The organism is Deinococcus apachensis DSM 19763 (assembly GCF_000381345.1).
GTDB classification, from domain to species: domain Bacteria; phylum Deinococcota; class Deinococci; order Deinococcales; family Deinococcaceae; genus Deinococcus; species Deinococcus apachensis.
The window spans coordinates 101991-127447 of sequence record NZ_KB906407.1 but is presented as its reverse complement, the minus strand read 5'-3'; the positions used below and the strand labels follow the sequence as shown (position 1 = coordinate 127447).

General features: G+C 68.6%; 22 protein-coding genes and 2 pseudogenes. 16 read left to right on the top strand and 8 right to left on the bottom strand.

Annotated elements, in window-relative coordinates; genetic code table 11:
- The 3 genes from F784_RS27710 to prpE form a co-directional block, all read left to right on the top strand.
- A partial coding sequence (locus tag F784_RS27710; RefSeq protein WP_019585512.1) for a transposase occupies nucleotides 1-251 on the top strand: 251 nt, incomplete at its 5' end.
- An 88-nt stretch (nucleotides 252-339) separates the two neighbouring features.
- Nucleotides 340-684 (top strand): hypothetical protein, encoded by a 345-nt coding sequence (locus F784_RS0114670; protein ID WP_019587483.1) that lies wholly within the window; start codon nucleotides 340-342, stop codon nucleotides 682-684.
- 35 nt (nucleotides 685-719) lie between these two features.
- On the top strand, nucleotides 720-1463 hold the full coding sequence (gene prpE / locus F784_RS0114665; protein WP_019587482.1) for a bis(5'-nucleosyl)-tetraphosphatase PrpE: 744 nt from the start codon (nucleotides 720-722) through the stop codon (nucleotides 1461-1463).
- A gap of 35 nt (nucleotides 1464-1498) precedes the next feature.
- Here the strand turns inward: prpE and F784_RS0114660 are convergent, their stop codons facing one another.
- From F784_RS0114660 to cphA, 4 genes are all read right to left on the bottom strand, one after another.
- A complete protein-coding gene (locus F784_RS0114660) occupies nucleotides 1499-2740 on the bottom strand; it encodes an aminotransferase class V-fold PLP-dependent enzyme (RefSeq protein WP_019587481.1) in 1242 nt (413 codons plus the stop codon).
- Between the two features lie 94 nt (nucleotides 2741-2834).
- Nucleotides 2835-3683, bottom strand: a complete 849-nt coding sequence (locus F784_RS0114655; RefSeq protein WP_019587480.1) for a cyanophycinase — start codon at nucleotides 3681-3683, stop codon at nucleotides 2835-2837.
- Complete coding sequence (locus tag F784_RS0114650) at nucleotides 3670-4563, bottom strand: isoaspartyl peptidase/L-asparaginase family protein (RefSeq protein WP_019587479.1); 894 nt, start codon at nucleotides 4561-4563, stop codon at nucleotides 3670-3672. The genes F784_RS0114655 and F784_RS0114650 overlap by 14 nt, the downstream gene beginning before the upstream one ends.
- Complete coding sequence (gene cphA / locus F784_RS0114645; protein WP_019587478.1) at nucleotides 4556-7366, bottom strand: cyanophycin synthetase; 2811 nt, start codon at nucleotides 7364-7366, stop codon at nucleotides 4556-4558. Before cphA ends, F784_RS0114650 begins: the two co-directional genes overlap by 8 nt.
- Before the next feature lie 635 nt (nucleotides 7367-8001).
- Between cphA and F784_RS0114640 the strand changes: the two genes are divergently transcribed.
- From F784_RS0114640 to F784_RS0114615, 6 genes are all read left to right on the top strand, one after another.
- Nucleotides 8002-10197, top strand: a complete 2196-nt coding sequence (locus tag F784_RS0114640) for a family 1 glycosylhydrolase (protein ID WP_019587477.1) — start codon at nucleotides 8002-8004, stop codon at nucleotides 10195-10197.
- Nucleotides 10194-10625, top strand: coding sequence for a glycosyltransferase family protein (locus F784_RS27190; RefSeq protein ID WP_019587476.1), 432 nt, complete (start codon nucleotides 10194-10196; stop codon nucleotides 10623-10625). The genes F784_RS0114640 and F784_RS27190 overlap by 4 nt, the downstream gene beginning before the upstream one ends.
- A complete protein-coding gene (locus F784_RS0114630; RefSeq protein WP_019587475.1) occupies nucleotides 10625-11371 on the top strand; it encodes a type 1 glutamine amidotransferase domain-containing protein in 747 nt (248 codons plus the stop codon). Before F784_RS27190 ends, F784_RS0114630 begins: the two co-directional genes overlap by 1 nt.
- A gap of 196 nt (nucleotides 11372-11567) precedes the next feature.
- Nucleotides 11568-12308 (top strand): SDR family oxidoreductase, encoded by a 741-nt coding sequence (locus tag F784_RS0114625; RefSeq protein WP_019587474.1) that lies wholly within the window; start codon nucleotides 11568-11570, stop codon nucleotides 12306-12308.
- Nucleotides 12309-13110: 802 nt separating this feature from the next.
- Nucleotides 13111-14352 carry a sugar efflux transporter gene (locus F784_RS0114620; RefSeq protein ID WP_019587473.1) on the top strand — a complete coding sequence of 414 codons (1242 nt, stop codon included), beginning with the start codon at nucleotides 13111-13113 and terminating at the stop codon, nucleotides 14350-14352.
- Nucleotides 14353-14372: 20 nt separating this feature from the next.
- Nucleotides 14373-14594, top strand: a complete 222-nt coding sequence (locus F784_RS0114615; protein ID WP_019587472.1) for a hypothetical protein — start codon at nucleotides 14373-14375, stop codon at nucleotides 14592-14594.
- Between the two features lie 254 nt (nucleotides 14595-14848).
- Here the strand turns inward: F784_RS0114615 and F784_RS26275 are convergent, their stop codons facing one another.
- Complete coding sequence (locus F784_RS26275) at nucleotides 14849-15535, bottom strand: hypothetical protein (protein WP_157465273.1); 687 nt, start codon at nucleotides 15533-15535, stop codon at nucleotides 14849-14851.
- A gap of 30 nt (nucleotides 15536-15565) precedes the next feature.
- On the opposite strand from F784_RS26275, the gene F784_RS0114605 reads away from it, so the two are divergent.
- From F784_RS0114605 to F784_RS23255, 4 genes are all read left to right on the top strand, one after another.
- Entirely contained in the window at nucleotides 15566-15982 is a 417-nt protein-coding gene (locus F784_RS0114605) for a hypothetical protein (protein WP_019587470.1), read from the top strand.
- Between the two features lie 306 nt (nucleotides 15983-16288).
- Nucleotides 16289-16876, top strand: coding sequence for a chemotaxis protein CheB (locus F784_RS27850; protein WP_083939229.1), 588 nt, complete (start codon nucleotides 16289-16291; stop codon nucleotides 16874-16876).
- Nucleotides 16767-17033, top strand: a complete 267-nt coding sequence (locus F784_RS26640) for a hypothetical protein (protein ID WP_169405692.1) — start codon at nucleotides 16767-16769, stop codon at nucleotides 17031-17033. The genes F784_RS27850 and F784_RS26640 overlap by 110 nt, the downstream gene beginning before the upstream one ends.
- On the top strand, nucleotides 16990-17286 hold the full coding sequence (locus F784_RS23255; RefSeq protein WP_425387113.1) for a recombinase family protein: 297 nt from the start codon (nucleotides 16990-16992) through the stop codon (nucleotides 17284-17286). The genes F784_RS26640 and F784_RS23255 overlap by 44 nt, the downstream gene beginning before the upstream one ends.
- Nucleotides 17287-17845: 559 nt before the next feature.
- On the opposite strand, the gene F784_RS0114590 is transcribed toward F784_RS23255, so the two are convergent.
- The 3 genes and pseudogenes from F784_RS0114590 to F784_RS0114575 form a co-directional block, all read right to left on the bottom strand.
- Complete coding sequence (locus tag F784_RS0114590) at nucleotides 17846-18337, bottom strand: hypothetical protein (RefSeq protein WP_019587467.1); 492 nt, start codon at nucleotides 18335-18337, stop codon at nucleotides 17846-17848.
- 24 nt (nucleotides 18338-18361) lie between these two features.
- Nucleotides 18362-19069, bottom strand: a pseudogene (locus F784_RS27180) (IS701 family transposase); the annotation flags it as partial.
- Nucleotides 19070-19520: 451 nt separating this feature from the next.
- On the bottom strand, nucleotides 19521-19727 hold the full coding sequence (locus F784_RS0114575) for a hypothetical protein (RefSeq protein WP_019587464.1): 207 nt from the start codon (nucleotides 19725-19727) through the stop codon (nucleotides 19521-19523).
- 549 nt (nucleotides 19728-20276) lie between these two features.
- Between F784_RS0114575 and F784_RS27175 the strand changes: the two genes are divergently transcribed.
- From F784_RS27175 to F784_RS26635, 3 genes and pseudogenes are all read left to right on the top strand, one after another.
- The gene (locus F784_RS27175; protein ID WP_245557878.1) at nucleotides 20277-20681 is read left to right on the top strand and encodes a hypothetical protein; all 405 of its coding nucleotides are present in this window, start codon (nucleotides 20277-20279) and stop codon (nucleotides 20679-20681) included.
- 2 nt (nucleotides 20682-20683) lie between these two features.
- A pseudogene (locus F784_RS27705) lies at nucleotides 20684-23611 on the top strand (DUF5724 domain-containing protein); the annotation flags it as partial.
- A gap of 50 nt (nucleotides 23612-23661) precedes the next feature.
- Complete coding sequence (locus F784_RS26635) at nucleotides 23662-25455, top strand: DUF5724 domain-containing protein (protein ID WP_083939227.1); 1794 nt, start codon at nucleotides 23662-23664, stop codon at nucleotides 25453-25455.
- Nucleotides 25456-25457: the final 2 nt, after the last annotated feature.

Sequence of the window (25457 nt, the reverse complement as noted above, 5' to 3'; positions counted from 1 at the left end):
CGCCGTTTTTCGGCTATCTGCCCGAGATTCGCCGGGCGGTGTACACGACCAACTGCGTGGAGGCTCTGAACTTCCAGCTGCGCAAGGTCACCAAGACCAAGGGGGCGTTTCCGAGTGAGGACGCGGCCTTGAAGGTGCTGTATCTGGCGATCCAGCGGGCGTCGGCGAAGTGGTCGGGTCCGATCAAAGACTGGCGCTCGGCCTTGAACGTTTTTACAATCGTCTTCGAAGGACGCCTTCCTGCCCGGTGATCACTCCGGAACCCCAACCCACAAACCTCGGGACACCCCCGGCTGGCCGGGACTCTCACCTGCCCGGCATGCCCGCATCGACTTCGCCTTGGTGCTCGTGATGCTGCTCGCCCCGCGCATCCTGTGCCTGCAATCGGCCAGCGTGCCTGTCTCGGCCGGGCTGGCGGGGGCCGGGGTTCTCTTCGGGTCTGCCACCGACGACCCGTACCCCTTCCACTGGTCGCGCCGCCTTTCCCTGCGGGCGCATCGGGGCCTGGAAGTCGTGAGTTTCCTGCTGTACCTCGGGCTGCCCGCGTGGCTCGGCCTGCTGCGGTTCCGCCGTGACCGGACCTATTTCCTGGTGCTCTTTGCTGCCTCCCTCAACACCCATGCCTTGACGGACTGGCGCTGCCAGGGGGTGACCCGATCCCCCCAACGGACCCGGCCCAACTGATCGACCGGCGCGGCGAGACTGGCCCCTTCGACCTCGTGGGGGACATCCACGGCTGTATCGAGGAACTGCTGGACTTGCTCAACCGGCTGGGCTACGTGGTCGGGCCGGACCTCACCGTCACGCCCCCCGCCGGGCACCGGGCCGTCTTCCTGGGTGACCTGGGGGACCGGGGTCCGGACACCCCGGCAGTGTACCGGCTGGTAATGGGCATGGTGGACGCGGGGCAGGCGCGGTGCGTGATCGGGAACCACGACGAGAAGCTGCGCCGCAAGCTGGCGGGGCACCGGGTCAGCGTGGACAACGGCCTCGCCCTGACCCTCGACCAACTGTTCCACGAGCCCATGTCGTTGCGGCGCCGGGTGAGGGCGTTCCTGGAGGGCCTCCCGAGTCACCTCCTGCTCGATCACGGGCGGCTGGTGGTGGCGCACGTGGGGCTGAAGCAGGACTTGCAGGGGAGAAAGAACAAGCGGGCGTGGGCGTTCGCGGTGTACGGGGACACGACCGGCGAGCGCGACGAGTTCGGGTTGCCAGTGCGGCGGGACTGGGCGGCGGAGTATCACGGCCCGGCGCTGGTGGTGTACGGGCACACGCCGGTGCCGGAGGTGCGCTGGCTGAACCGCACGGTGAACATTGACACGGGCTGCGTGTTCGGCGGCAAGCTGACGGCCCTGCGCTACTCACCCGGTGTGGGCGGGGAGCCGGACCTGGAGGTGGTCAGCGTCCCCGCCCGCCGCACGTACTGGGTGTCCCCCTCCTTCCCGGCGCCCGCTCGCCGGTGAGCGTCCGTCCTCCAGCTCCTGGGACGCCGGAGTGCTCAGCGCCTGGCCTGCACGAACTGCTCAACCCCCTGAACGAGCGTGTCCACCTCCTGCGGGGTGTTGTACAGCCCGAGTGAGGCGCGCACCGCTCCAGGGATGCCGAAGCGCTTCATCAGCGGTTGGGCGGTCAGGTCGCCTCCCCGCACCGCCACGCCGTATTCGCGGTCGAGGAACTCCTCGACCTCCTTGGGGTCCCCCACCCCCTCGACCACGAAGGAGGCCAGCGCGGCCCGTTCGCGCGGCCACCCCAGCACCGACACGCCTTCCACTCCGTTCAGGCGCTCGACCATCTCCGTGACCAGGTCCTGCTCGGACCTCTGAATGCGCTCCATCCCGATCCCCGACAGGTACGCCAGCGAGCTGCCCAGGGCGATGATGTCCACGAGCGCCTGCGTCCCCGCCTCGAACTTTTTGGGCGGTTTTTTGGGCTGCCAGCCCTCGAAGGTCACTTCCGAGGCGTTGTCCGAGCCGCCCTCCCACGCGGCGAGACGGTCCAGCCACTCGTCCGTCCCGTACAGCATGCCCACGCTCGTCGGGCCGTAGGTCTTGTGCCCGCACATCACGTAGAAGTCGCAGCCGATGTCCCCCATGTCCAGCGGCAGGTGGGGCGTGGCCTGCGCGCCGTCCACCACCACAGCGATGCCGCGCGCGTGGGCGACCTCGGTGATCTCGCGCACCGGCAGCACCGTCCCCAGGACATGGGAGACGTGCGAGACGGACACGACCTTCGTCCGGTCGGTGAGCAGGGACGTGACCGCCTCCACCTCCACGTCCCCCGCGTCGTTCACGGGCGCGACCCTGATCCGTGCGCCCGTGCGCTGCGAGGCGATCAGCCAGGGAATGATGTTGGCGTGGTGTTCCAGCCCGGTGAGAACGATCTCGTCGCCCTGCCCGAGAACGGCTTGGGCGAAGCCGTCCGCGACGACGGCCAGGGCCTCGGTCGCGTTTTGCAGGAAGACCACGTTCTCTGCTCTTGGCGCGTGGATGAAGCCCGCGACCAGGGCACGCGTGTGCTCAATCTGCTGGGTGACCTGGCGGCTGAAAGTGTGCTGCTCGGCGTCCTTGGCAAAGCCGGTGCTGTACACCTCCAGCAGGCGGTCGAGCATGACCTGGGGCTTCTGGGTCGTGGCAGCGTTGTCCAGGTACACGAGCGGCTTGCCGTCCACCGTCTGGGTCAGCATCGGAAAGTCCTGGCGCAGGCGCGCGGCGTCGAGGGCGGTCGTCAAGGGCTGGGACATGCTGAAGGTCTCCGTGAATGGGGGTGAAGCACCGGGGAGGCGTGCCCGCAGGCTCCTCCCCGGTCGGCCAGAGCAGTTCGAGTTGGACGGGGACTCAGTCGCTGGACACGGCCTCCTGGAGCGCCTGGGCTGGAACCGGCTTGCGCCCTTCCAGGTCGAAGGCGTCCCCGGCCGAGAGGACGTGCAGGCGCACGTCGTACAGCGAGAGGGGGTCCTCGGTCCGCCCCTCGACGATGTTGGAGTGGGTGATGCCCGCTCCGTCCGCCACATAGACGCCGCCGCTGCCGATCACCGTGAAGTGGCTGTCCTGCACCACGATGGCGGTGTCCTCGTCGATGCCAATGCCCAGGACCCGCGGGTTTTGCGCGACGGCGCCCAGCAGGCGGCCGATCCGCCCACGCTCGGCGAAGTGCTGGTCAATGATCACGCCGCGCATCAAACCCAGGCCGGGCGCCATCTGGAGGTCGCCGATCCGGTAAGACTCCTGACTCGTGCCCTTCACCAGCATGGTCTCGCACATCACCGATGCGCCTGCTGAGGTGCCCGCGATCACGCCGCCCGACTCGTACACTTCACGGATGTGCGCCTCCAGCGGCGTGTCCCCGATCTGGCTGGTGATGCGGAGCTGGTCCCCGCCCGAGAAGAACACCCCGGTCGCCCCCTCGAAGAGCCTCAGCTTCTCCTCCCGCGAGGCCTCGTGGCGTTCCTCGACGTACAGCTCGACGAGTTCGCCGACACCCAGGCCGTCGAAGCCCTCCTGATAGCTCTCGAAGTAGCCTTCCGGTTTGTGGGAGGCGACGGTGGCGATCACGAGGCGGCCCCCCTTCACTCGCCGGGCGACCTCCTTCAGGATTTCGCGCCGTCCTTCCTTGGCTTCGTGGCCGCCGATGATGATCAGGGTGCCGTTTCCGGGGCGGGCCCCGCGTTCTTCAGGGTTGGTCATTCGCTTGCTCCTCGGTTTTCTTCAGATAGACGCGGGGCTCCGTCAGCCCCGCGTGCATGTAGGCGACGGGCATGTCGTGGCTGGTGTACCACCACCCGACCTGTCCGTCCGGCGTGACGGCGATCCCGCCCCCGGTGCCCCCCACCCGCTCGCCCATCTCCTCCAGCACGGTGCGCAGGGCGTCGTCGGGCGTGGTTCTGGGCAGGCGCTGGATGAAGCGGGCCGCCGTCATCCAGCGCGCCAGGCTCTCCCCCTCGCCAGTCAGGGCGATGGCTCCCACCCCGTCCTCGGCGTAGAAGCCGCAGCCGACAAGGGGCGAGTCGCCCACCCGCCCGGCCGGCTGGCCGGTCAGGCCCCCGGTCGAGGTGCCCGCCGCGAGGTGGCCGTGCAGGTCGAGAGCCACGCAGCCCACGGTGTCGTGACTCTCGAAGGCTTCGCGCTGCTCGGGGGAGATCATCTCCTCGGGCGCGCACAACTCGGCCCCGTGGGTAGCGGCGAAGCGGTGGGCGCCCTCCCCGGTCAACAGGATTTCCTTCTCGCGCAGCAGGCGGCGGGCGACGCTGACCGGATGGCGCCCACCGACCAGGCCCGCAACCGCGCCCACCTCCAGGGTGCTCCCGTCCATCAGGGCGGAGTCCGTCTCGACCGTTCCGTCCGCGGTGAGCGCCGAGCCATAGCCCGCGTTGAAGGTGGGGTCGTCCTCCAGCACCCGGATCGCCGCTTCCACCGCCTCGACCGCGGTGCCGCCGCCCTCCAGCACCCGGCGTCCGGCGGTCAGGGCGGCCAGGCACCCGGCTCGGCTCGCGGCGATCTTCCCGGGCGGGGTCTCGTGGGCGCCCCCGTGCACGATGATCGCCCAGCGGGGCCCCGGCTCAGTCATGGTAAGCCCCCTGGTGACTGGGCTCCCCGGGCGGCCTGGGCAGCACCCCGGAACTGTCGAAGTCCCGGATCTGCCGCCAGGTCTCCTCGACCTCCGTCACCAGGATGACCACCAGGTCGCCCTGCCGCGCCTGGCGCAACGCGAAGTCCACCGCCTCGGGTTCGGACAGGATGGTGTGCAGGTGCTCGGGGGAGAGCCCCGCCTCCAGGGCCCCCTCAGTCACCAGACGGGCGCCCTCCCCGACCCGGCGGCCCCGGCGCAGGTCGTCCTCGCGCACGATCAGCTCATCGAAAGCTCCGGCGGCGAGTTCACCCATGCGGCGCATGTCCTCGTTGCGGCGGTCGCCCGCCACCCCCATCACGCCGATCACCCGGCCGCGCGGGGGGCGGATATGCCCCACGAGGTCGCGCAGGTATTCCAGTCCGGAAGGGTTGTGGGCGTAGTCGAGGATCACCCGGAAGGGGTGGCCGTCGTAGAGGTTCAGGCGCCCCGGGCTCTGCTCGAAGGAGGTCGTGAAGGTGCTCAGCGCCGTGCGGATCACCGGCAGCTCGACATGCTGCGCAACCGCGATGGCCGCTGCGGCCAGCGCGTTCTGGACGTTCACCTGCGCGAAGCCGCCGAGCGTCGCGGGAATGTCGCGCGCCCGCAGGATCGGGATGCGCTGGCTGTCCTCGTACAGCACGAGTTCGTCACCCAGCGCGGTTGGCTCGCGCACGACCGCCGTCCCGCCCCCGGAGATGTGCTCCTGCAACTCTGGCGAGCACGAGTCCCCGCCCCGCATGGAGAAAAGGGCGAGCCGTCCCCGCGCCTTCTTCCGCATCCGCAGGGTGAGGGGATCGTCCGCATTCAGGACGCTCGTTCCGCCCTCGGTCACCACCTCGACGACCAGGGATTTGACCCAGGCGAGGTCCTCGACCGTCTCGATCCCCTTGAGGCCCAAGTGGTCGGGCTGGATGTTCAGCACCGCCCCCACGTCGCAGCGGTCGAAGCCCAGCCCCTCGCGCAGAATGCCCCCGCGCGCGGTCTCCAGCACGGCGACCTCCACGTTGGGGTCGCTCAGGACGACCTTGGCACTTTTCGGCCCGGTGGTGTCGCCGCTGAGAATCTGCTCGCCGTCGATGTAGATGCCGTTGGAGGTCGTCAGGCCGACCAACTTCCCCGCCTGCCGCAGGATGTGCGCCACCATGCGCGAGGTTGTGCTCTTGCCGTTGGTGCCGGTGATGGAGATGATCGGCATGCGGCAGGGCGTGCCCCTGGGGAAGAGCATGCTCAGGACGGGCGCGGCGACGTTGCGTGGCTGGCCCTCGGAGGGTTGCAGGTGCATCCGGAAGCCGGGCGCGGCGTTCACCTCCACGATGCCGCCGCCCGTCTCGTGGACCGAGCGGGTGATGTCCGGGCTGATGAGGTCGATGCCCGCCACGTCGAGGCCGATGACCTGCGCGGCCCGGCGGGCGATGGTGATGTTCTCGGGATGGGCCGCGTCGGTGCGGTCCACGGCCGTGCCCCCAGTGGAGATGTTCGCAGTGTCGCACAGGAATACCATTTCACCCTGAGCCAGCACCGTTTCGCGCGAGCGTCCCGATCGGGCGAGCAGTTGCAGCGCATGGGCGTCGAGCTTGATGCGCGTCATGACGTTCTCGTGGCCGTCGCCGCGGCGGGGGTCCTGGTTGACCTCCTCCACAAGTTCGGCAATGGTGCGCCCACCGTCCCCCACGACGTGGGCGGGTACGCGCTCGGCGACCGCGATCACCTCGCCGTTCACCACCAGGACGCGGTGGTCGTTGCCGGGGAAATACTGCTCGACGACCACATCGCGGCTGTGCTGCCTCGCCTCCTCGAAGCCCTTTCGGACCTCCTCCTCGGAGGTCAGGTTCAGCGAGACGCCGCGCCCGTGGTTGCCGTCCAAAGGCTTGGTGACGACCGGCCCCTTCAACCGCCGCGCCGCCCGGGCCGCCTCGTCCGCGTCGCGCACGACCACGCCCTGCGGCACCGGCAGTCCGGCCCGGTCGAGGAGTTGCTTGGTGAGGTCCTTGTCGCTCGCGGTCATCGTGGCGATGTGGGGCGTCAGGCTGGTGATGCTGGCGCGAATCCGCTGCTGATATTTGCCGTAGCCAAGCTGCACGAGGCTCTCGTCGTCCAGCCGCAGGTACGGAATGCCCCGGCGCTCGGCCTCGCTCACCAGGGACTGGGTGGTCGGCCCCAGCGTGAAGCGCTTCGTCAATCTTCGCAGCTCGGCGAGTTCGGCGCCGAAGTCGAAGGGCGAGTCGGGGTCGATATTGCTCACCCCGGCGGGCAGCAGTTGCCCGACACCCTCCACCCCCTGCAACTCGGGGGGGAGCAGGCTGTTGACCAGGCGCAACGCGACCGCGCCCGCGATCTGCCCGACGCGCTCCTCCTTGTAAGCGTACAAGACGTTGTAGACGCCGGGCCGTCCCCGCACCGAGCGGGTCTTGCCGTAGGTGACGCGCCGCCCCGCCAGGGTCTGGAGTTCGAGGGCGACATGTTCGGTCACGTGCCCGAGCCAGGTGCCGTCCCGCAACCTCCGGATCAGGCCCCCCGGCTCGCGATAGGAGCAACCGTGTGTTTCCAGCGACGGCAGCAGGTCGAGCAGGCGGTCGGTAAAGCCGGGCAGCTTGTTCGAGGAATACTCCTCCAGCGCGCCCAGGTCGAGCTGAAAGCGGATCATCGGCTCGTAGCCGAACACGTTCGGGCCGCGGTACACCTGCTTTTCGAGGACCCGCTGGGGCGTGGTCGAGAGCGGCGAGCCCAGTGACTCACCAGGGGTGGACGGATTGCTGGTCACGGTGGTGTCTCCTTGAGAGGAAGTGTTGATGGGCCGAAGCGGGCAACAGTCACGTTAGAGCGCCCGTCGGAACACCACATGCCCCTCGTGTGCGCCAGCTTTTAACCTGCCCTCACACACACCTTCAAGCAGATGAAGCTGCCCTGACGGGGGAGGAACAGCCGGAGTGGATTGCCCGGCACCAGGCAGAGGAGGAGGTCAGCGCGACGCTGGCAGAACGGCCACTCCAGCCCCCGAAAAAGCCGTTTCCGGCCACACCACCGTGAAGGGTCACGAGAACGAGCCCGGGGCGCGGGACCCGCCTTCAAAAGGTTGAGGAGCAGGTGGGTGACGGGATGTCCAGGGGCCGCCTGGCGGTGGGTCCGCGTGATGCTTCATCTGACTCACACCCCACCGTAGAAAGCCGGGAAGTTCGCTTTAGGTGGATACCAACCGGGCAGCTTTCCTCCTGGCCAGACTTCCCCACATGCCTTTTCTGCGCCAGGTTCTGAGGCACCTGAAGCCTTGGTTCGAATGTCGGCCCGCGCCCACGTTCCTTCACCCCTGCTCGGCGATTCTGCTGGTCTCCGATTCGGGGAAGACCACACCCGCCCTCGTGGGTGGGAACAACACGCTCTTTTCAGCCCGGGGGCGCCATGAGCGACCTTCCCGCTAGCGTCCGCCCCCCGCTCGAACTGTGGATCGGGGTGGAGTGCACCCTCAACCGGGTGGGCGAGACCTTTCTCGACCAGCTCGTGGTCAATGGCCACGCCGAGCGGCCAGGGGACCTTGACCTGCTCGCCGGACTCGGCGCGCGCCGCATCCGCTACCCGGTGCTGTGGGAGCAAGTGGCGCCCGAGTCCCCCGACTCGCTCGACTGGCGCTGGACCGACGAACGCCTGGGGCGTCTGCGCGAGTTGGACCTCACCCCCATCGCCACACTGCTCCACCACGGCAGCGGGCCGCACTACACCAGCCTGCTCGACCCGGAGTTTCCCGAGAAACTCGCCGCCTACGCCCGGCAGGTCGCCGAGCGGTATCCCTGGCTGCGCGCCTACACTCCGGTCAACGAGCCCCTAACGACCGCCCGCTTCAGCGGCCTGTACGGGGTCTGGTATCCACACCACACCTCGGACGCGAGCTTCGTGCGGGCGCTCCTCAACGAGTGCCGCGGCACCGTGCTCGCCATGCGGGCGATCCGCGAGGTGCAGCCGGACGCCGAACTCGTGCAGACCGACGACCTGGGCAAGGCCCACGCCACCCCGGCCATGCAGGCCGAGGCCGATTTTCAGAACGAGCGGCGCTGGCTGGCCTACGACCTGCTGTGCGGCCGGGTGGATGAGGAGCACGCCTTGTGGGGTTACCTCCTGGCCTCGGGGGTGACCCCCGAAGACCTGCACTGGTTCCGGGCCAATCCTTGCCCGCCCGACGTGATCGGCGTGGATTACTACGTGACGAGCGAGCGCTTCCTCGACGAGCGGCGGGAACGGTACCGCGAGCACCACCGCAATGCCACCCACGCGGACATCGAAGCGGTAAGGATCTACCACAATACGTCGGGGATCGAGGCCCTGCTGCGCGAGACCTGGGAACGCTACCGCCGGCCCGTGGCCATCACGGAGGCGCACCTGGACAGCACCCGCGAGGAGCAGCTTCGCTGGTTCGAAACGTTCTGGCGGGCGGCCGAGCGGGTCCGCTCGCAGGGGGCGGACATCCGGGCCGTGACCTCCTGGGCGATCCTGGGGAGCTTCGACTGGAACCGGTTGCACACTGGCTTTCATGGCCACTACGAGCCGGGCGCCTTCGACGTGCGCTCGACCACCCCGCGTCCCACGGCGCTGGCGGGGCTCCTGTGTTCCCGGGCGACCGGCGGGGCGCCCCACCACCCCACGCTGGGCTCGCCCGGGTTCTGGGAGCGGCCCGACCGCTTCCACTACTCGCCGCTGGGCACGGCCCCCCAAGGGGCGGTGCTGGGCTGCACCGCCCGGCCCCTGCTGATCCTGGGCGCGGGGGAACTCGGGCAGGCGGTCGTGCGGCTGTGCCAGGAACGCGGGCTGGCGTACCGGCTGCTGCCGCCCTCGGCGCTGGAGGTCAGCGGGCAGGGCGGGGCCCTGGACCTGCTGCGGGCCGAGCGGCCCTGGGCGGTGGTGAACGCCGCCGGGTACGGCCACATCGACGAGGCCGAGCGCCACCATCACCAGTTCTGGCAGACCCACGCGGTCGGCCTGACGGCCTGGGCCCGGGCGTGCGCGGCGCGAGGGGTCGAACTCCTGACCTACTCCTCCGACCAGGTGTTCGCCGGGGAAGGCCAGGCGCCTTACGAGGAGCACGACCGGCCCTCGCCCATCAACGCCTACGGCCGGGCCAAGCTGGAGGCCGAGCGTCAGGTGCTCGCCGCCCACCCCGGAGCCTTGATCATCCGCAGCTCCGCCCTGTTCGGCTCGGGCACGTCCGAGGACCCGCTGGTCAACACCCTCCGGAGGCTTAGCGCGGGCGGAACGGTCTCTCTCGACCAGGACCACCGCTTCTCCCCGACGTACCTGCCCGACCTGGTGCACACCAGCCTCGACCTGCTGATCGACGGCGAACAGGGCGTGTGGCACCTCGTCAACCGCGGCGAGAGCACCTGGGCCGAACTCGCGGGCACCCTCGCCGAGGCGGCCGGGCTTCCCCGGCACCGCGTCCGGCCAGTTCCCGGCCGGGAACTGGGGTGGGTGGCCCCTCGGCCCCGTTACAGCGCCCTCAGGAGCCACCGCGCCCAACTGCTGCCCAGCCTGGAGGACGCCTTGGGGCGCTACCTGGCTGGTCCAGCGGGTAGCCTGAGTGGCTGGCTGGACAGGAGCGTCTCGTGACACCGCTCCCGGACCTGCTGTGCCTGTCGCACCTCCGCTGGGACTTCGTGCATCAGCGCCCCCAGCACCTGATGACCCGGGCGGCACGTGACCGCCGCGTGTACTCCCTGGAAGAGCCATTGCAGGGCGCCCAGGTCCCCCACCTCCAGGTGTGGGAGGACAGGGGGGTGGTCAGCCTCCGTCCCCATCTGCCCACCTCGCTTTCCGGCAGGGCGGCGGAGGCCAGGGTTGGTGAGCTGCTGCGCGCCTTCCTGTGGAACGAGGACGCCCTGCGCCCGCTTGCCTGGGTCTACAGCCCCATGAGCCTCCCGCTGCTGGACGGGCTGGTTCGTCTACGACTGCATGGCCCTATGACGTCCCCAGTTCAGGCGAGGCCAGAGCTCCTCCGCGCAAACCACCCCGACTCCTCACCATCCGGGGAAGGTTGATGGCCCGGGAACTGCGTGACCGCCGCATTGCAGTGCTGGTGACCGACGGCTTCGAGCAGGTCGAACTGACGGTTCCCGTGGCCGCCCTCCGGGCCGCGGGCGCGGCCGTGGACATCGTTTCCCTGCGCCGGGGCCGGATTCGCGGGATGAACCTTCACGAACCCGCCGGTCGCGTGCGGGTGTCCAGAACCCTGGAGGAGGCCAGGCCCGAGGACTACGACGGGCTCCTCATCCCGGGCGGCTTCATCAACCCCGACCTGCTGCGGCAATCCGCGGCCGCCCGGGAGTTCACCCGCGCGTTCGACGCCTCCGGAAAGCCCATCGCCACTCTGTGCCACGGCCCGTGGCTGCTCGCCTCGGCGGGCCGGGTGGGGGGCAGGACGCTGACCTCCTGGCCGGGCATCCGCGACGATCTCGTTCACGCCGGGGCAACGTGGCTGGACCAGGAGGTCGTGCGCGACGGCAACTGGGTCTCCAGCCGGGGCCCGCAGGACCTCGCCCCGTTCGCCCGGGCGATGCGGGACCTGTTCGCGGGGGTCGGCCCTCTCCCCGTGGAGACGGCGCACGCAGCATCGTCTCCCCAGCGGGACACGCCGCCCCGACTGGCCGTCAGCGCCCTGAGGTGGCTGCCCCGCCCCTCCCTGCGGGGAGCCGCCGAACTCGCTGCGCTGGGGGCGGGCGTCTGGCTTCTGGGGAGACGACGCCCCTTTTCAGTGGCCGGGGAGACAGCGAAAACCTCCCGCTGAGACGGAGGGGATGAGCCGCCAGCAGGAGACAGGCTAAAGGTGCGGCGGCTGCCGGGCCGCCTGCCCTGGGCCCCGACGGGCGCTCTCCCGGGCGAGGGGTTGGGGCCGGTGGCCGCGCCCCGCCCTCCAGGGTCCGCAGACGCCCCGTATGCCAGGAGTGAGGCCCTCTCACCCGAACCGCAATTCAGGAGAACTCATGCCCGACCAGATCCCCCACGCCCCCAGCCCACCCCTGGCGGGTCGGCGCGTCCTCATCACGGGCGGCACGACCGGCATCGGTCTCGCCGTCGCCCACCTGCTCGTTCGGCAGCACGCCCGCGTGTTCGTCGTCGGCCGCAGGCCAAGCACCCTGGAAGCTGCACTCCACAACCTGCGCGCCGCCGGGGGCGAGGTGCAGGGCCTCCCCATCGATACGGTCCGGCTGGATGACCTCCACCGGCTGTTCCAGGAGATCGACCGCTGGGGCGGTCTGGACGTGCTCGTGAACAACGCTTCCGTGCGCGGCACGCCCTTCTGGGACGAGGACGCCCGGGGGGCCGAGCACCTGATGCAGGTGAACGCGGGCGGGTACGTGACCTGTGCGCACCTCGCGGCCCGCCGGATGCGCGAGCATGGCGGGCATATCGTGAACGTCGGATCCCTGGCCGCCGAGGTGCGTGATGGGCCGTATGCCACTTACGTGGCGGCGAAGTCAGCGGTGCGGGGCTTTTCGATGGCGCTGGGGAGGACGGTCCGTGCGGAGGGCATCCGGGTGAGCCTGATCGAGCCGGGCTTCGTGGATACGCCCATGATCGACGTTCCAGTCGAGGAAAAGCAGCAGAGGAAGAAGCGGCTGGAGATGCTCGAACCGCGGGACGTGGCCGAGGCGGTCCTGTTCTGCCTCACGCGGCCCCCCGGGGTCGACATCCCGCTGCTGCAAATCCAGCCCCTGCGCTGAGCGTTCGGGACCGCCAGCCTGGAAGTGCGGGCTCTGCCTCTCCGGCGATGTGAGCGAGGCAGAGTCCCTGGGCCACCGGGCGTGGGATAAGCGAGAGCGGGTCGGAAGATTCCGGCCCGCTCTCTCCCCATGTCTCCAGCTCAGATCAAGCCGGAGCAACAGAGTTGGATGGTTAGAACCGCACTCCGGCGGTCCAGGACGTACCACTCAAATCAGATGCATTCAAGCGTTGACCTCCTGTCGATGAGATGCGGCAGGATAGCGGGAAGGGCGCCCAGGAACTGTTCCCGCCTTACGTTTGAACGGTCTGGTCTCAGGGCCGCTGAGAACCGGCAGACACCACTGGGGAGGAACGGTCTCCCTTGAGGGAATGCAGCGTGCGCGACAGCAACGGACCGTGAAGCCGCGGTCAGCCCACGCCTGGCCACGCACCGAATCATGCTGTGATCCCGGTGGCTCCGCTCCCCATATCGTCCGGAAGTCAGCCGGGAGGCTCCTGCTGGGGTGGCTCCGTCCTGTCCCCACAGCTCACGAGGCGGTGGCCCCGCGGTCTGCGTGAGGAGTGAGGGCGACCTGAGAACGTGAACCGTGGCTGTGCCCCGGTCTGGCAATCAGGTTTGACGACGCTTCAGGCTGAGTTCACTCCACATCGAGCTTTCTGGCGTGCCACCGCGGTAGGGTGGATGGCACGTGCGGCGCGCTCGTCTTCAGCGAGCGTGCCGCTCCCATTTGAAGTGCCGACGGGACTCCCGAGGGGCCCCGTCCGATGATCTGTCGCCTTTCACCTCCCAGGAGCCCGTCCATGTCGTTCCCATCCGGGGCGCTCAGCACCCTGCGCCACATGCCCCGTTTTCCGAACTTTTCCGTCGCCGCGCTGCTGCTGGGTACCGCCGCGTCGTTCGCCATGCCCTACCTGCCGCTCTTCGGGAGAAACGAGGCGCACATGTCGCCCCTGGCCCTGGGCGTGTTCATGACCCTGCTGTCCCTGGGGGGCATCCTGATCAGCACCGGGCTCGCCCGCTGGTCTGACCGCCGGGCCAACAACAAACGCCTGGTGCTGCTTGCCGTCACGGCCGCCGCCCTGGGCTTCGTGTCACTGAGCGTCACCCGCAGCTACGTGCCGCTCGTCCTGATCGCCTGCCTGTGTCTGGGTACCGGCACGAGCGCCTTTCCGCAACTGTTCGCGTTCGCCCGGCGGGAATTCGGAGCGGCGGGCCCCGAGGCGGCCGAGCGCGGCATGATCACGCTGCGGTCGATGTTCTCGCTGGCTTGGATGCTCGGCCCGGCGGTGGCCGCCGTGATCCTGGCGGCAAGCGGCTTCACCGGCCTGTTTCTCGCCACGGCGGCCTTTTACCTGGCGGTCGGCCTGCCGCTGCTGCTGATCCGCTCGCGGACGGCGGGGCAGACTCCCACCCCTGCGGCGGCCACGACTCCCGGAGGCCCCGCGCGCAGGCCCCTGGCCCTGGTCGCGCTGAGTTTCGTGCTGTACGGCGTGTCGAACAACATGGGCTTCATCGCGCTGCCGTTGCACGTGACGGACGGGCTGCACGCGCCGGAAAGTACGGTCGGGTTTCTGGTGGGGCTGTGCGCCTTCCTGGAGATTCCTTTTATCCTCAGCTTCGCGTTGTTTTCCCGCCGCTTCTCGAACGAGCGGCTGATCACGCTGAGCTTCGCGCTGTTCGTCCTGTACTTCCTGCTGATGGCGTTCGCCCCGGCGGTATGGCTGCTGGCGGTCGCCCAACTCGTGCGGGCGGCGGTGATCGCGGTCACGACGACCCTGGGCATGGCGTACTTCCAGGAGCTGATGCCGGGCCGCACGGGGACGGCCCTGACGCTGTACACCAACACGAACAGCGTGGGGGCGGTCCTGTCCGGCATCGTCTCGGGGGCGTTCGCGCAGGCGTTTGGGTATCAGGCGGTCTTTCTGCTGTGCGCCGCGCTGACAGGGGCCGCCTTCGTGTTGCTCGGCGCGGTGACCCTGCGCCGTCCGGGACGGGGGGCGACTTCAGCCGAGCGGCAGGCAGCGGGAGCCTCGGGTTCCTGACCCTTCCCCTGTCCCGGACGATGACAAAGCGCCCACTCGGCACTTCATCCTTTGGGGTCCTTGGAGCGCTGCGCGACTGGAAACCCCTCCGGCTCGCCCTGACGGAGCTTGGCCTGAACACTCAGGTCATCATCAGCCCGCTCAGCCCCTCCGGTGGACTCGACAGCGCCGCCCGCTACGGCATTGCCTGGCTGAAACGAACCCACCTCGCGTCTCCCAGTGACGTTCTCCTTGCCCGCTAACGCGTGCACTCCACCGAACCCTGCCGCTCTGGGACTCTTCACTGGGGGAGGGCGCGTCCCCTGAGGGCTCGGTCTGAGAACAGGTCTTCCCAGACGGATGAACAAGGCAGCAGCAGGCGCCAGCGCCCTGGCGCCTGCTGCTCACTCTGCCCGCCTTGGAACGCAGGGCGTCAAGGCGAGGTAGACCCAGCGAATGCTTACGCCGCTCCCACCCTGAAAGGCCACGCACCCTCAGGAGAGGGCCGCCCCCTCCCTCACGTGTCGACGTTGTCGCCGCGCGCGTGCTCGAGCCCCGGGACGTTCGACGTGTCCGCCAGGAAGATCCCCAGCAGAAATGGCACCTCACCCGTGCGCCGCGCGTACCGCTCGTGCAGCCCGCGCAACTCCCCCTGAAGGTCTCGCGCCTCCCCCGGTGTGAGGTGCAGCAGGTGCCACCCACTCACCATCACCGGCGCCGCCTCCCCCAACTCCGCCCACCGCACCCCGTCCTCCCGCATGATCCGGAAGGACACATCCCCATTCGGTGCCCGCTCCGTCACAAACCCCCACCCCTGCTGGTCGAACGGCGCCCGAAGGAACGCCCGCCCGATCGCCGTCTCGAACAGGTCGAGGTGCCGCGCGCGGTTCTGCCGCCCGACCCTCTCGGGCGGCACGAGGGAGAACGGCACGAAGAAGGCGTCAGAGGCCGCGCGGTACAACCGCACGGCCCGGCCGGCACGCGGGCGGGTGTCCTGCACGGTGAGCAGCCCGGCGCGCTGCAGGCGACGCACCCGCTTGTACAGCCATTCGGTCGTCACGCCCAGCACGCGGGCAGCGTCGGCGATGCCGCGGGCCTCCGGGGTGAACACGTCGAGGAGGCGCAGCCACGCGCGGTCCATCAAGAGTTCGGCCTGGAGGCGGTTCTGAACGCGGTAGGGTCTACTTCCCGGTTGATCTTGCACGGCAAGTAGAGGGTACGACAAGGTGCCGCCATGCCCCAAGACGCTGCTGGACGCCTGCTCCTCACCGTGACCGCTGTTGTGCTGTTCGCGCTCGGCCTGCCCTTGCTGTTCGCCGCGGACGTCGTGGCCGCGTGGCTGGGGGTGCCGTCCGCGGGGGGTGAGGTGCTGGCGCAACTCGCCGCGGGCGGGTTGCTCGGGTTGGGCGTGATCAACTGGTGGGGGCGGGGCAACCCGATCGGGGGGATCTACGGGCGGCCAGTCGGGCTGGGCAACCTGCTGTGCTTCCTGTCAGCGGGGGCGTCGCTAGGTCGAGCGATGGTGGCGGGGGAACTTCCCGGGGTGATGTGGGGGGTGGTACTGGCGTTGACGGGGCTGACCCTGGCCTTCGCGTGGCGGTTGTTCCTGTGGAGGCCCAGCGGAGGACCCAGGCAGATTCCTGGCCTCTGAAGCCGTCAAGAAGGAAACCTCGTCAGACTGGGGTATACCCCCACTCCCAGAACGTGGCGACCTCCGTGGGGCACAGCGCGAGCGTGGCAGGCATGGCGCGCCGGTCCATCTTCCGGCGCGCTCACGCTGACAGAGCGAAGCAGCGGGGACAAGACGGATCCGGCGACTCGCCCACTCACGGCGAGGAGGTTGTGGGGTCACGCCAGCCGTCATGCGGCAATCGACGCTCAGCGCCCTCTCCTGGCAGGGGCAGTGGGTGAAGGCCACGCTTACCCCGCCGCCCTGCGCCACGCTTCACCATGAGCCATGCCGCCTCCCCTGATCGTGATCGGTGGCTCCGCTGGCGCCCTCCCCGCCCTGCTCAAGCTCGTCCCCGTCCTCCCGCCCGACTTCCCCGCCCCCCTCCTGCTCGTCGTCCACACCCTCGCTGACCAGCCCAGCTACCTGCCCCAGCTGCTCACCCACGCCGGACCCCTCCCCGCCCGCCACGCCCGGCATGGCGACCGCCTCCAGCCCGGGTCGATTGCCGTCGCTCCCCCCGATCATCACCTGCTGGTCGTGGACGACCACCTCCATCTGTCGCGCGGCCCGAAGGAGAATCTCGCCCGTCCCGCCATCGACGTCCTCTTCCGCTCGGCAGCGGAGGCGTACGGCGTACAGGTGATCGGCGTGCTGCTCTCCGGCATGCTCAACGACGGCACCTCCGGTCTGTGGACTGTTGGGCAACTCGGGGGCCGGACCCTCGTGCAGCACCCGGAACCCGGAGGAGGCCGAGTACTCCGAGATGCCTCTGAGTGCCCTGCGCCATGTGGTGGTGAATCAAATCCTGCGGACCCACGAGATCGGCCCCCGGCTGGTCGGCCTGCTTCAGCAGATGACCGTAGAGGGAGGTAGATCGAACATGAACGAGGAACAGCGGCGACGGTTGACGGCGGAGGTGCAGATCGGCGCGGGGAACAACACCTTCCACAACGGCGTCCTCAGTCAGGGGCCGCCCTCAACAGGGTGTGGCTGTGCAGTTCGTCAAAGAGGGCCTCACCTTCACGGGTGAAGACTCCCCCATGTCCAACCTGATGTTGAACGTGATGGGAGCCTTTGCGGAGTTCGAGCGCACCCTCATCCGGGAACGCCAGCGCGAGGGCATCGAGGTCGCCAAGAAGGCCGGGGTGTACAAGGGCCGCAAGAAGGCCCTCACCGACCCCCAGGTGGAGCAGCTGCGGCAGCGCATGCGGGCCGGGGAAGCGAAGGCCAAGGTGGCCCGCGACTTCGGAATCAGCCGGGAGACGTTGTACACGTACCTCTGATCCCCACCCCCTGCATACTGAAATGCGGACGAGATTCAGGTGAACCGAAAAGCCCGTCCAGGACGACGTGCAGTGGGGTAGCCCGAGCAGGAACAAGGGGGCAGTGTTGCATGGGCAGGGGATGCTCGGCGGGCGCTGGAACGGGGAACGTTTTTCGGCGGGGTTCGGACGGAAGGGAAAATCTCGTTCCGGACGTGCCAAGGTGCCGTTGAGTATGCGGACTTTCGTCCGCATTTCAGTCGCATAATTTGACTTTGCGTGCATAAGACGCTATTGTTTTCAACATCAAGGGCGACCACAGGCCGCCCTTCTTCTTCGCCCGCCCCTGGCGTACGTCGGTCGGCGGTGAACAAGTGAGAAGGACCCGCGCGTCGGTTGAGGCCCTGACCAAGCCGCCTCCCACGCCCGGTGGCTCAGCCACCCAGGTCTTTCCGGTGAAGGGAGGCGTCCACCTTGCTCAAAACGGACGCGCGAGCGGGCCGGTTGCAGGCCCCGGACGGGTTCGAGCCCCGTCACCCGCACCCCTCAGGCGACCCCAGCGGTCGCCTGTTTTTGTTGGCTACCGCTCCGCGAACCGCTCGGCGTACCTGCCGGTGAGGAAGATGGCCTGGTAGGTCGCGTTCTGGGTGTCCAGCGTCTGTCCTACATGCTCAAAGGCCCATTCCCCCGCCCAGTTCTGCCACCAGATGCCCAGCAGCACCGCATGGTCATTGAGTTTCATCGCCGAGGTGGCCTCCACGCCCGGAGCCCTCACCTCCAGCACCATGCCGTCGAGGAGCACCAGGGAGCGCGGGGAGCTGAAGATGGTCACGGCGTACAGGTGGCCGATCTGGTCCCCCTGCCGACGTTTCAGTTCCCCCAGGTCGACCCGGAACTCCCGCGTCTTGGAGAAGACATCCGACGACCCGGGAAGGTGGGTGATCTCGAAGGCGCTGCGGTTCGGGAAGTTGACGATGCCGCTGGGCGAGACATGCACCACTTGCAGCTCGGCCTGCACGGTGGGAAGAGCCGCGGAGTGGACGCTCACGCTGAGAGTCGGACGGTCGGTCATAGCCAGTCCTTTCACTCAGCAGTGGAGCGGAGCGTCCTTGGAATAGACCGTCTGCGAGCGGGTGATGCCCACCGACCACAGCAGTCCTCGCTCGGTCAACGCCTGCCGAAAGTGAGCGTTCACGCCGTACCCAGTATCCGCCAACACCAGGTCGAAGGTGACGTGTTCACGCACTCGGTCCAACTCCCTCAAGGCCAGTTCCCACTTGGTCTGTGGTGGCTGGTGTTCCAGCGGAACACCAGCCGCTCTGAGGCGAGCTGGATCGCTGGTCCATTCCTGTGGCAGGAAGAGCCGTCACGCGAGGGGAACGGGCAACTCGTGCTGAGCGAGGGTCAAGGAGACGAGACATTGGCAGGTGGTGATTTTCCCGACCTGTCCGGAGTACTGGCGGGCGACGCCCACCGACTTGCTGCCGAACTTCGTGAGGCAGGTATCGTCGATGGTCAACACGGCGTGTTGCCCACCCAGCATCTGCTGAGCCCGTTGGGCGAGCAGGGTCTCCAGGGGCCTGGTCAGCCACGGGCTATCGGTGATGAACTGCTGGATAGGGTCTGCTTTCCCAGGCGCCACCACCGCAGCCCGGGGTTGCATGCTTTTCCGGGACGTGGCGCTGCACAGTCCACGCACCTACAAAGGGGCCCAGGTTCGCTGTGCCCGGTGGCGGAACTGCACCAAGAAGGGCGCGAACCAGGTGGGGAAGTGTCGGGTCCAGGGAGGAAGTGGACGGCCCATAGCACAGGGGCCAGCATCACGGATGCTGGCCCCTACGTCATCTCGCCGAATTTCCCCGAAGTACAGCTAACCCTCCCCGACCTCCCTGCTGCGGCGGTGCAGATGGCGCCAGTCGATTACGGCTGGGACATTTGGAAAGACGACCAAGATTGGCCCACTCAGCACCACTGCCCTTCCACCGTTGGATCTAAATGATCTCCTCATCTCAACTGCTCACCATCTCCATAAGCAGCACCAGCACTTCGCTTACCCGTCCCCGATGCCGATGCGCTGGCGTCGCTTGGCCTCTCCTGCGTAAGGCAAGAACTATGCACGCCGCCCTTTCCTCACCTGGGCCCAAAAGTAAAAACTCCCTCACAGTGGAGTTTTCTTGGCGCGCCCGGAGAGATTCGAACTCCTGGCCTTCATATCCAGAGTCCGACGCACTCCTAAAAGCCGCAAACCTGCTACTTCAGCGGCCCGCTTCGTCCTGACTCAAGGTGATCAGGTACAGCGTATGCCCTCGCGCGTCCTCGACCTCCACGTAGCCAGCGGGGTGGATTTCCGTGGCGGTGTAGTCGTGCCCTTCGCTGGCAGCGGTCCGCGCCTCGGCGTAGGTGTCGAAGCGGCCAACCGTTTGCGCGCCCTGAGAGGTGGGTTGCAGGAGGCTGTAGGTCATGACTCACTGTACCCCGGGACTGCTACGCACTTGTCCCATCTGAGCCAGGAGCCAACACAATTCAAACTGAAAATACGCACTCCGTTTTTCTTCGTCCTGAACGAAGCAGAATAGCTCTTAGATTGTCACTACCGTGTCACTACCAGCCTGGGAAATGGTGGGAAAACGTGGGAAGAGTCAGGAAGCGTTGGAACAGTCACACCCCTTCAGAACGCCAAAAAGGGAAAAGCTATGCGGAGCTGGGATATGAGAAAAGAAATTCGTAATCAGTAGGTCGTCGGTTCAAATCCGACCCCTGGCTCCAGAACCCGGAAGACCCGCTCCAGAAGTGGGTCTTTCTTTTTGGCCGTGCGCCCCGACTGCTTCTGATGGTCTCAATGACCTACTGAAGGCTACAGCGTTCGACCGCCGGGTCAGCTGGCGAGGGCCTTTTAATGGAGCAGGAGCAGAAGACTCCCTGCTATTACGCTATTTACATAACCTTTTCCCTCCCGTACACTGAATGGTAAATCTATCCACCATTCCTATCCTAGTCCCCGAGGTTTCCGCATGATCGTCGAAACGAAAGTTGTAGGCCGCCGTACTCCCTTCGAGCGCCGCCCGGTTCCTCTTCCCGATGGGGCACACACCCTGCAGAGCCTGCTCGCGCATTTGGTGCGGCAGGAGGTCGCGGCGTACAACGAGCGGCAGGATCGCGTGGGCCTCCTGCGGGTGCTGACGGAGAAGGAGCTGAGCGACGGGGCGGCGACGGGAGTGATTCGGGTCGCGCCACAGGAGCGGACGGCGCCCGCTGATGCCGACGAAGCTACTCAAACCGCCCTGCGCGCCTTTGGGGACGGGCTCTATTACGTCTTCTTGGACGATGAGCAGATCGAAAGCCTGGATCAGCCCCTCGCCCTGCGCCCCGACAGCACGCTCCTGCTGCTGCGCCTGACGGCCCTGGCGGGAGGTTGAGCGTGGACGTGCAGGAACTGCTCAGAACGTATCAGCAGCCCTGGAAGAAAGCCTTTCTCGAACGGGCGCAGGCCCTTCCGGCCGAGTTGCGGGAGGCGCTGGAAAAGGTGGAGAAGCAGGAGCAGCACACGACGCCCGCTCAAGTCCTCGCCGAGCTGTTCCAGAAGGACGACGAGGCGACCCTCGGGGACATCGCCACCACCTTCTTCCCAGGATTCCCGGAGACGGCCCGCCGGACCATCCGGGCGCTCCTTACCCGCCACCCCTATCCCCAGGGCTATGCGCGCCGCGCCTTCCGGGCTCCGGGCCACCTGCTGCACGCCCGCAGCGCCGCGGACTGGGTCTGGGGCGTCTGGCACGTCACCCGTGACTACCCGCAGGACCTGGAGTGGTTCGCCGTCCACGCCGGGTTGCTGCCGGGCTGGCAGTCCTACCGCCTGGGCCTGCTGTTCGCGCAGGCGCTCGACGACGGGGACAAGGTGGTCTTCCAGATCCTGAAGGACACGGCGGCCACGCAGCACCCGGTCGCCCGCATGGGGAGGCATGTGCCCGGCGCGCTCCTCGCCAGTTCCCGCCCGGAAGCCTGGGCGCTGGCCGAGGGCCTGCTGCTCGCCGCCCAGCGGCAGGAGGGGCTGCGGCAGGTCATTCTGGAGAGCGTGGACGAGGCGCACCCGGACGCCTTCGCCCGCTTCCTGCGCCTGATCCTGCGTGAGGACCTGTTGCGCTTCGCCGCCTGCCTGCGTGCCGCCGACGTGTGGTTCGGCCTGGGCTACGACGTGACGGACGTGAAGACCGTCCGCCGCCTGCTGGAGGAGGCGCTGGAGTATCTCGAAGGCCCCGAACAGGCGCGGGAGGCCGTGCGGTCGGGAAGCGGTGTATCCGCCTACCTCGCCCTGTTCACCCTCGCCATGCGGGACGCGCGGGCGGCGGCGGGATTGGCGCGCACTTTGCTGGCGGATGCGGATCCCGAGCGGCGGATGGCCGGGACCCAGTTCCTGCTGAGTGCCGAGCTGCTGGACAGGGGCGACTTCGACCTCCTGATCGCCGACCCCGACGTTCGCCTCGGCGCCCTCGTGATTGGCCCGGCGAACCGGCAGCGGGGGCAAGAAGGCCTGCTGACCTTCGACGCCCTCGCCGCCTACGCCGCCCGGGTGCCCGAGGCCGCGGGGCACCGTCCCCTGCTCTTCCCCTGGCTGGGGCACACGCCCGCCCGCCCGGACGTGCTCGACACCCTGCCTGCGCTGCTGGGCGACCGGCCCTTCTCGGATCTGAGGCCCTACCTGGGCGGGATGAGCAGTTCGGGGAAGAGCTTCACCCTCCGGCGCCTGGGGCAGCGGCGCGCCGAGCGTCCCGGGGACGAGGTGCTGGACGCGCCCACCCGCGACCTCCTCGTCACCCTGCTCCAGGACCGCAACAGCGGCGTCTCGGAGGAGGCGGTGAGGGTGATGGCGCACCTGACCCCCTCCCCAGAGGAGGTCGGCGTCATCCACACCCTGCTGCGGCGCCGGAGTCCGGGCCTGCGGCGGGGCCTGATCCGCCTGCTCGCCAGCAATCGGGATCAGGCGGGGGCAAGCGCCCTCGACCTCCTCGCCACGCGCAACACCGAGCAGCGGCAGGCCGGGCTGCAACTCCTGCTGGAAATCTCCGGGGAGCCCCCCGCCGACTTCAGGCCCGCCAACACCACCGAGGAGACGCTGTACGCCGGGCTGACCCAGCCGGAAAGCGCGCTGACCCTGGAGAACGGCCTGGGCCTCTTCGACCCGGCGGGGCTGGCACCCGTCCCCACCCTGAGCCCCAGCGACCGCGACTTCCCCCAGGACGTGCGGCGGGGGGCGGAACTCCTGCGCTCCCTGGACGCCCTGATCGCCTCGCACCGCGAGACACCGCTGAGCGGCCCGGGCTGGGGCGGACGCGAGACGGTCCTGCTCGGGAATGCCCACCCCTGGATGCTGCGCGGCGACGATCTTCCCCTGGCCGACCTCTGGGAGCGGTGGTGGCGGGGGCGACCGGAGGCCCAGGCAGGCGACCTGACCCGGATGCACTGGGCCCTCCACCACTTCGCGGCGCGGCGCGAGACCAGCGGCAGCGAGATCATCGAGGAGTTGGAAGCCGCCAGCGGAGAGCAGGCCGCCGAGGGGCAACGTCTCCGGCAACTCACGCTCCACCGCACGCTGGGGCCACTCGTGTCCCTGTGGCTGGAACACGCGGACCTGGCCGGGGCGGTGCTGTGTGCCCTCGGGCGGCAACACGCGGACGAGATGGACACGGCTCTCTCCCTGGACGCGCTGGAGACGGCGCTCGGTTTCCTTCCCTCCGATGTGGGGATGATCCACGACTCGCGCTATTCCTGGCGTAAGACCGACCCCCGCGACCTGCTGGGCTTCCTGCACCCCATCTCGCCCCTGCTGGAGTGGACGGCCCCGCAGCAGCGGCGGTACTGGGACATCGGCGTGTATCTGGACCGGGCCTTTCCCAAGTTGCCGCGCCGCCGACCGGGCGCGGGGCTCCTCCTTACCGCGCAGGAACACGGCTGGGCAACACGGCATGACCTGTTCGACACCCTCATCGGCCCACGTGAGGACCCGACGTACTACGGGCCGCGTTTCCACGAGCTGGGCGAGTACACCCGCCGCAAACTCCGGGAGGGCCTGCCCACCTCGCCCGCCTGGGCGCAGGCCGTGGACGAGGTCCGGGAGCGAGTGCTGGAGGTCGAACTCGCACGGGGCGATCTGGAGACGCCCGCCACTCCCGCCGCCCTGAGCCTCCAGAGCGTGAACGGCGCGAACCTCGCGCTGCGCCTGCTGACGGGGATGGGGAAGAATCCCCTGAAACGCGGGTATACCGGCTCAAATCAGAGCAAGGACGCTACCTTCAGCCACCTGCTGCGCGTCTCATTCCCGGTGCCGGAGGACACGCCCGCGCGCTTTGCCGAGCAGGCCCGGCCTTCAAGATCAGCGAGGGGCGCCTGCTCGACCTCGCCATGTTCGCGCCGCAGTGGGCGGGTCTGGTGTCGGGGGCACTGGGCTGGCCGGGCCTCCAGGACGGCGTGTACTGGCTGCACGCCCACACCAAGGACAGCAACTGGAGTGTGCCGCAGGAGGTCCGCGACGCCTGGGAGGCCGAGATCAGCGAGCGCACGCCCCTAGGCGTCCGCGACCTCACCGAGGGGGCGGTGGATGTCGCCTGGTTCCGCCGGATGTACGGGGCACTGGGACCCGAGCGGTTCGCCACCCTGCTTGACGCCGCGAAGTACGCCTCCTCCAGCGGGGGGCACAAGCGGGCCGAACTCTTCGCCCGGGCCATTCTGGGGGAGTTGGCGGAGGACGAGTTGCGGGGCCGGATCACTGGGAAACGCAATCAGGATGCCGTCCGGGCGCTGGGGCTGCTGCCCCTCGATCAGGTCAGCCAGGAAGCCCAGAGCCGTTACCGCTTGCTCTCCGACTTCCGGCGGGAGGCGAGGCAGTTCGGGGCGCAGCGACAGGCGAGCGAGCGTCTGGCCGCCGACATCGGGATGCAGAACCTTGCCCGCACGGCCGGATACAGCGACCCCCAGCGCCTGATGTGGGCGATGGAGGCGCAGATGGCACCCGAGTGGAATCAGCTCGTCCGGGACGGTGACGTGACCGTCCGCATCGGGATGACCCCGGAGGGCGAGGCCAGCCTGCGCGTGCAGCGCGGCGAGAAGGTCCTGAAGAATCTCCCGCCCGCCCTGAAGAAGAACCCGGAAATCGTCGCCCTGCGCACCACCCTGACCGAACTGGAGGCCACCCGCAAGCGGATGCGGACCGCGTTGGAAGAGGCCATGACCCGTGGGGACCACTTCGCGCCGGGGGAACTGCGCGACCTCGTCCGGCATCCCGTCATCGCCCCCATGCTGCGGTCCCTGATCTGGGTGCTGAACGAGGAACACCTGGGCTGGTGGAACGGGGACACCCTCGTCGCCCGGGGGGCCGAGCGGCCCCTGGGCGAGCCGGCCCTGCGCCTCGCCCACCCACACGACCTCTACGTCAGCAGCCACTGGCAGGAGTACCAGCGCGAGATCATGGAGCGCGGGCTCACCCAGCCCTTCAAGCAGGCGTTCCGCGAGTATTACCCGCTGACTCTGGTCGAAAGCGAGGCCCGGCGCAGCACCCGGTACGCCGGGCACCACGTCCAGCCGACCCAGGCCGCCGCCCTCCTCAAGACCCGGGGCTGGGTGACCGTGCCCGAGGAGGGGGTCCGCAAGACCTACCACGCGGAGGGCATCAACGTGTGGGTGGACTCCTCGCTGGGCTCCTTCACCCCGAACGAGGTCGAGGGCACCCCCCTCCACGCCGTCTACTTCGTCCGCCGAGACGAGGAGGAGGCCCTGCCCCTGAGCGAGGTCCCGCCGCGCCTCTTCAGCGAGACCATGCGCGACCTCGACCTCGTGGTGAGTGTGGCGCACGTCGGCGGCGTGGACCCCGAGGCCACCCAGAGCACCGTCGAGATGCGCGCGAGTCTCCTGCGGGAGACGCTGCGCCTGCTGAGGCTGGGCAACGTCCGGCTGGAGCACGGGCACGCGCTGATCGCCGGGTACCACGCGAACTACACCGTTCACCTCGGCAGCGGCACGGTCCACCGGATGCCCGGCGGCTTCCTGTGCCTGATCCCGGTTCACAACCAGCACGCGGGACGCCTCTTCCTGCCGTTCGCCGACCCCGACCCTAGAACGGCCGAGGTCGTCAGCAAGGTCCTGATGCTCGCCGAGGACCGGAAGATTCAGGACCCGACGATCCTGGAGCAGCTCCGGTAGCG

Bases quoted from the DNA above. Each gene is read 5' to 3' on its own strand.
- F784_RS0114660 (WP_019587481.1), bottom strand. From the start codon at position 2,740: ATGTCCCAGCCCTTGACGACCGCCCTCGACGCCGCGCGCCTGCGCCAG.
- F784_RS0114655 (WP_019587480.1), bottom strand. From the start codon at position 3,683: ATGACCAACCCTGAAGAACGCGGGGCCCGCCCCGGAAACGGCACCCTG.
- F784_RS0114650 (WP_019587479.1), bottom strand. From the start codon at position 4,563: ATGACTGAGCCGGGGCCCCGCTGGGCGATCATCGTGCACGGGGGCGCC.
- F784_RS0114640 (WP_019587477.1), top strand. From the start codon at position 8,002: ATGAGCGACCTTCCCGCTAGCGTCCGCCCCCCGCTCGAACTGTGGATC.
- F784_RS0114630 (WP_019587475.1), top strand. From the start codon at position 10,625: ATGGCCCGGGAACTGCGTGACCGCCGCATTGCAGTGCTGGTGACCGAC.
- F784_RS0114625 (WP_019587474.1), top strand. From the start codon at position 11,568: ATGCCCGACCAGATCCCCCACGCCCCCAGCCCACCCCTGGCGGGTCGG.
- F784_RS0114620 (WP_019587473.1), top strand. From the start codon at position 13,111: ATGTCGTTCCCATCCGGGGCGCTCAGCACCCTGCGCCACATGCCCCGT.
- F784_RS0114615 (WP_019587472.1), top strand. From the start codon at position 14,373: ATGACAAAGCGCCCACTCGGCACTTCATCCTTTGGGGTCCTTGGAGCG.
- F784_RS0114605 (WP_019587470.1), top strand. From the start codon at position 15,566: ATGCCCCAAGACGCTGCTGGACGCCTGCTCCTCACCGTGACCGCTGTT.
- F784_RS27850 (WP_083939229.1), top strand. From the start codon at position 16,289: ATGCCGCCTCCCCTGATCGTGATCGGTGGCTCCGCTGGCGCCCTCCCC.
- F784_RS26640 (WP_169405692.1), top strand. From the start codon at position 16,767: ATGCCTCTGAGTGCCCTGCGCCATGTGGTGGTGAATCAAATCCTGCGG.
- F784_RS0114590 (WP_019587467.1), bottom strand. From the start codon at position 18,337: ATGACCGACCGTCCGACTCTCAGCGTGAGCGTCCACTCCGCGGCTCTT.
- F784_RS0114575 (WP_019587464.1), bottom strand. From the start codon at position 19,727: ATGACCTACAGCCTCCTGCAACCCACCTCTCAGGGCGCGCAAACGGTT.
- F784_RS27175 (WP_245557878.1), top strand. From the start codon at position 20,277: ATGATCGTCGAAACGAAAGTTGTAGGCCGCCGTACTCCCTTCGAGCGC.
- F784_RS26635 (WP_083939227.1), top strand. From the start codon at position 23,662: ATGTTCGCGCCGCAGTGGGCGGGTCTGGTGTCGGGGGCACTGGGCTGG.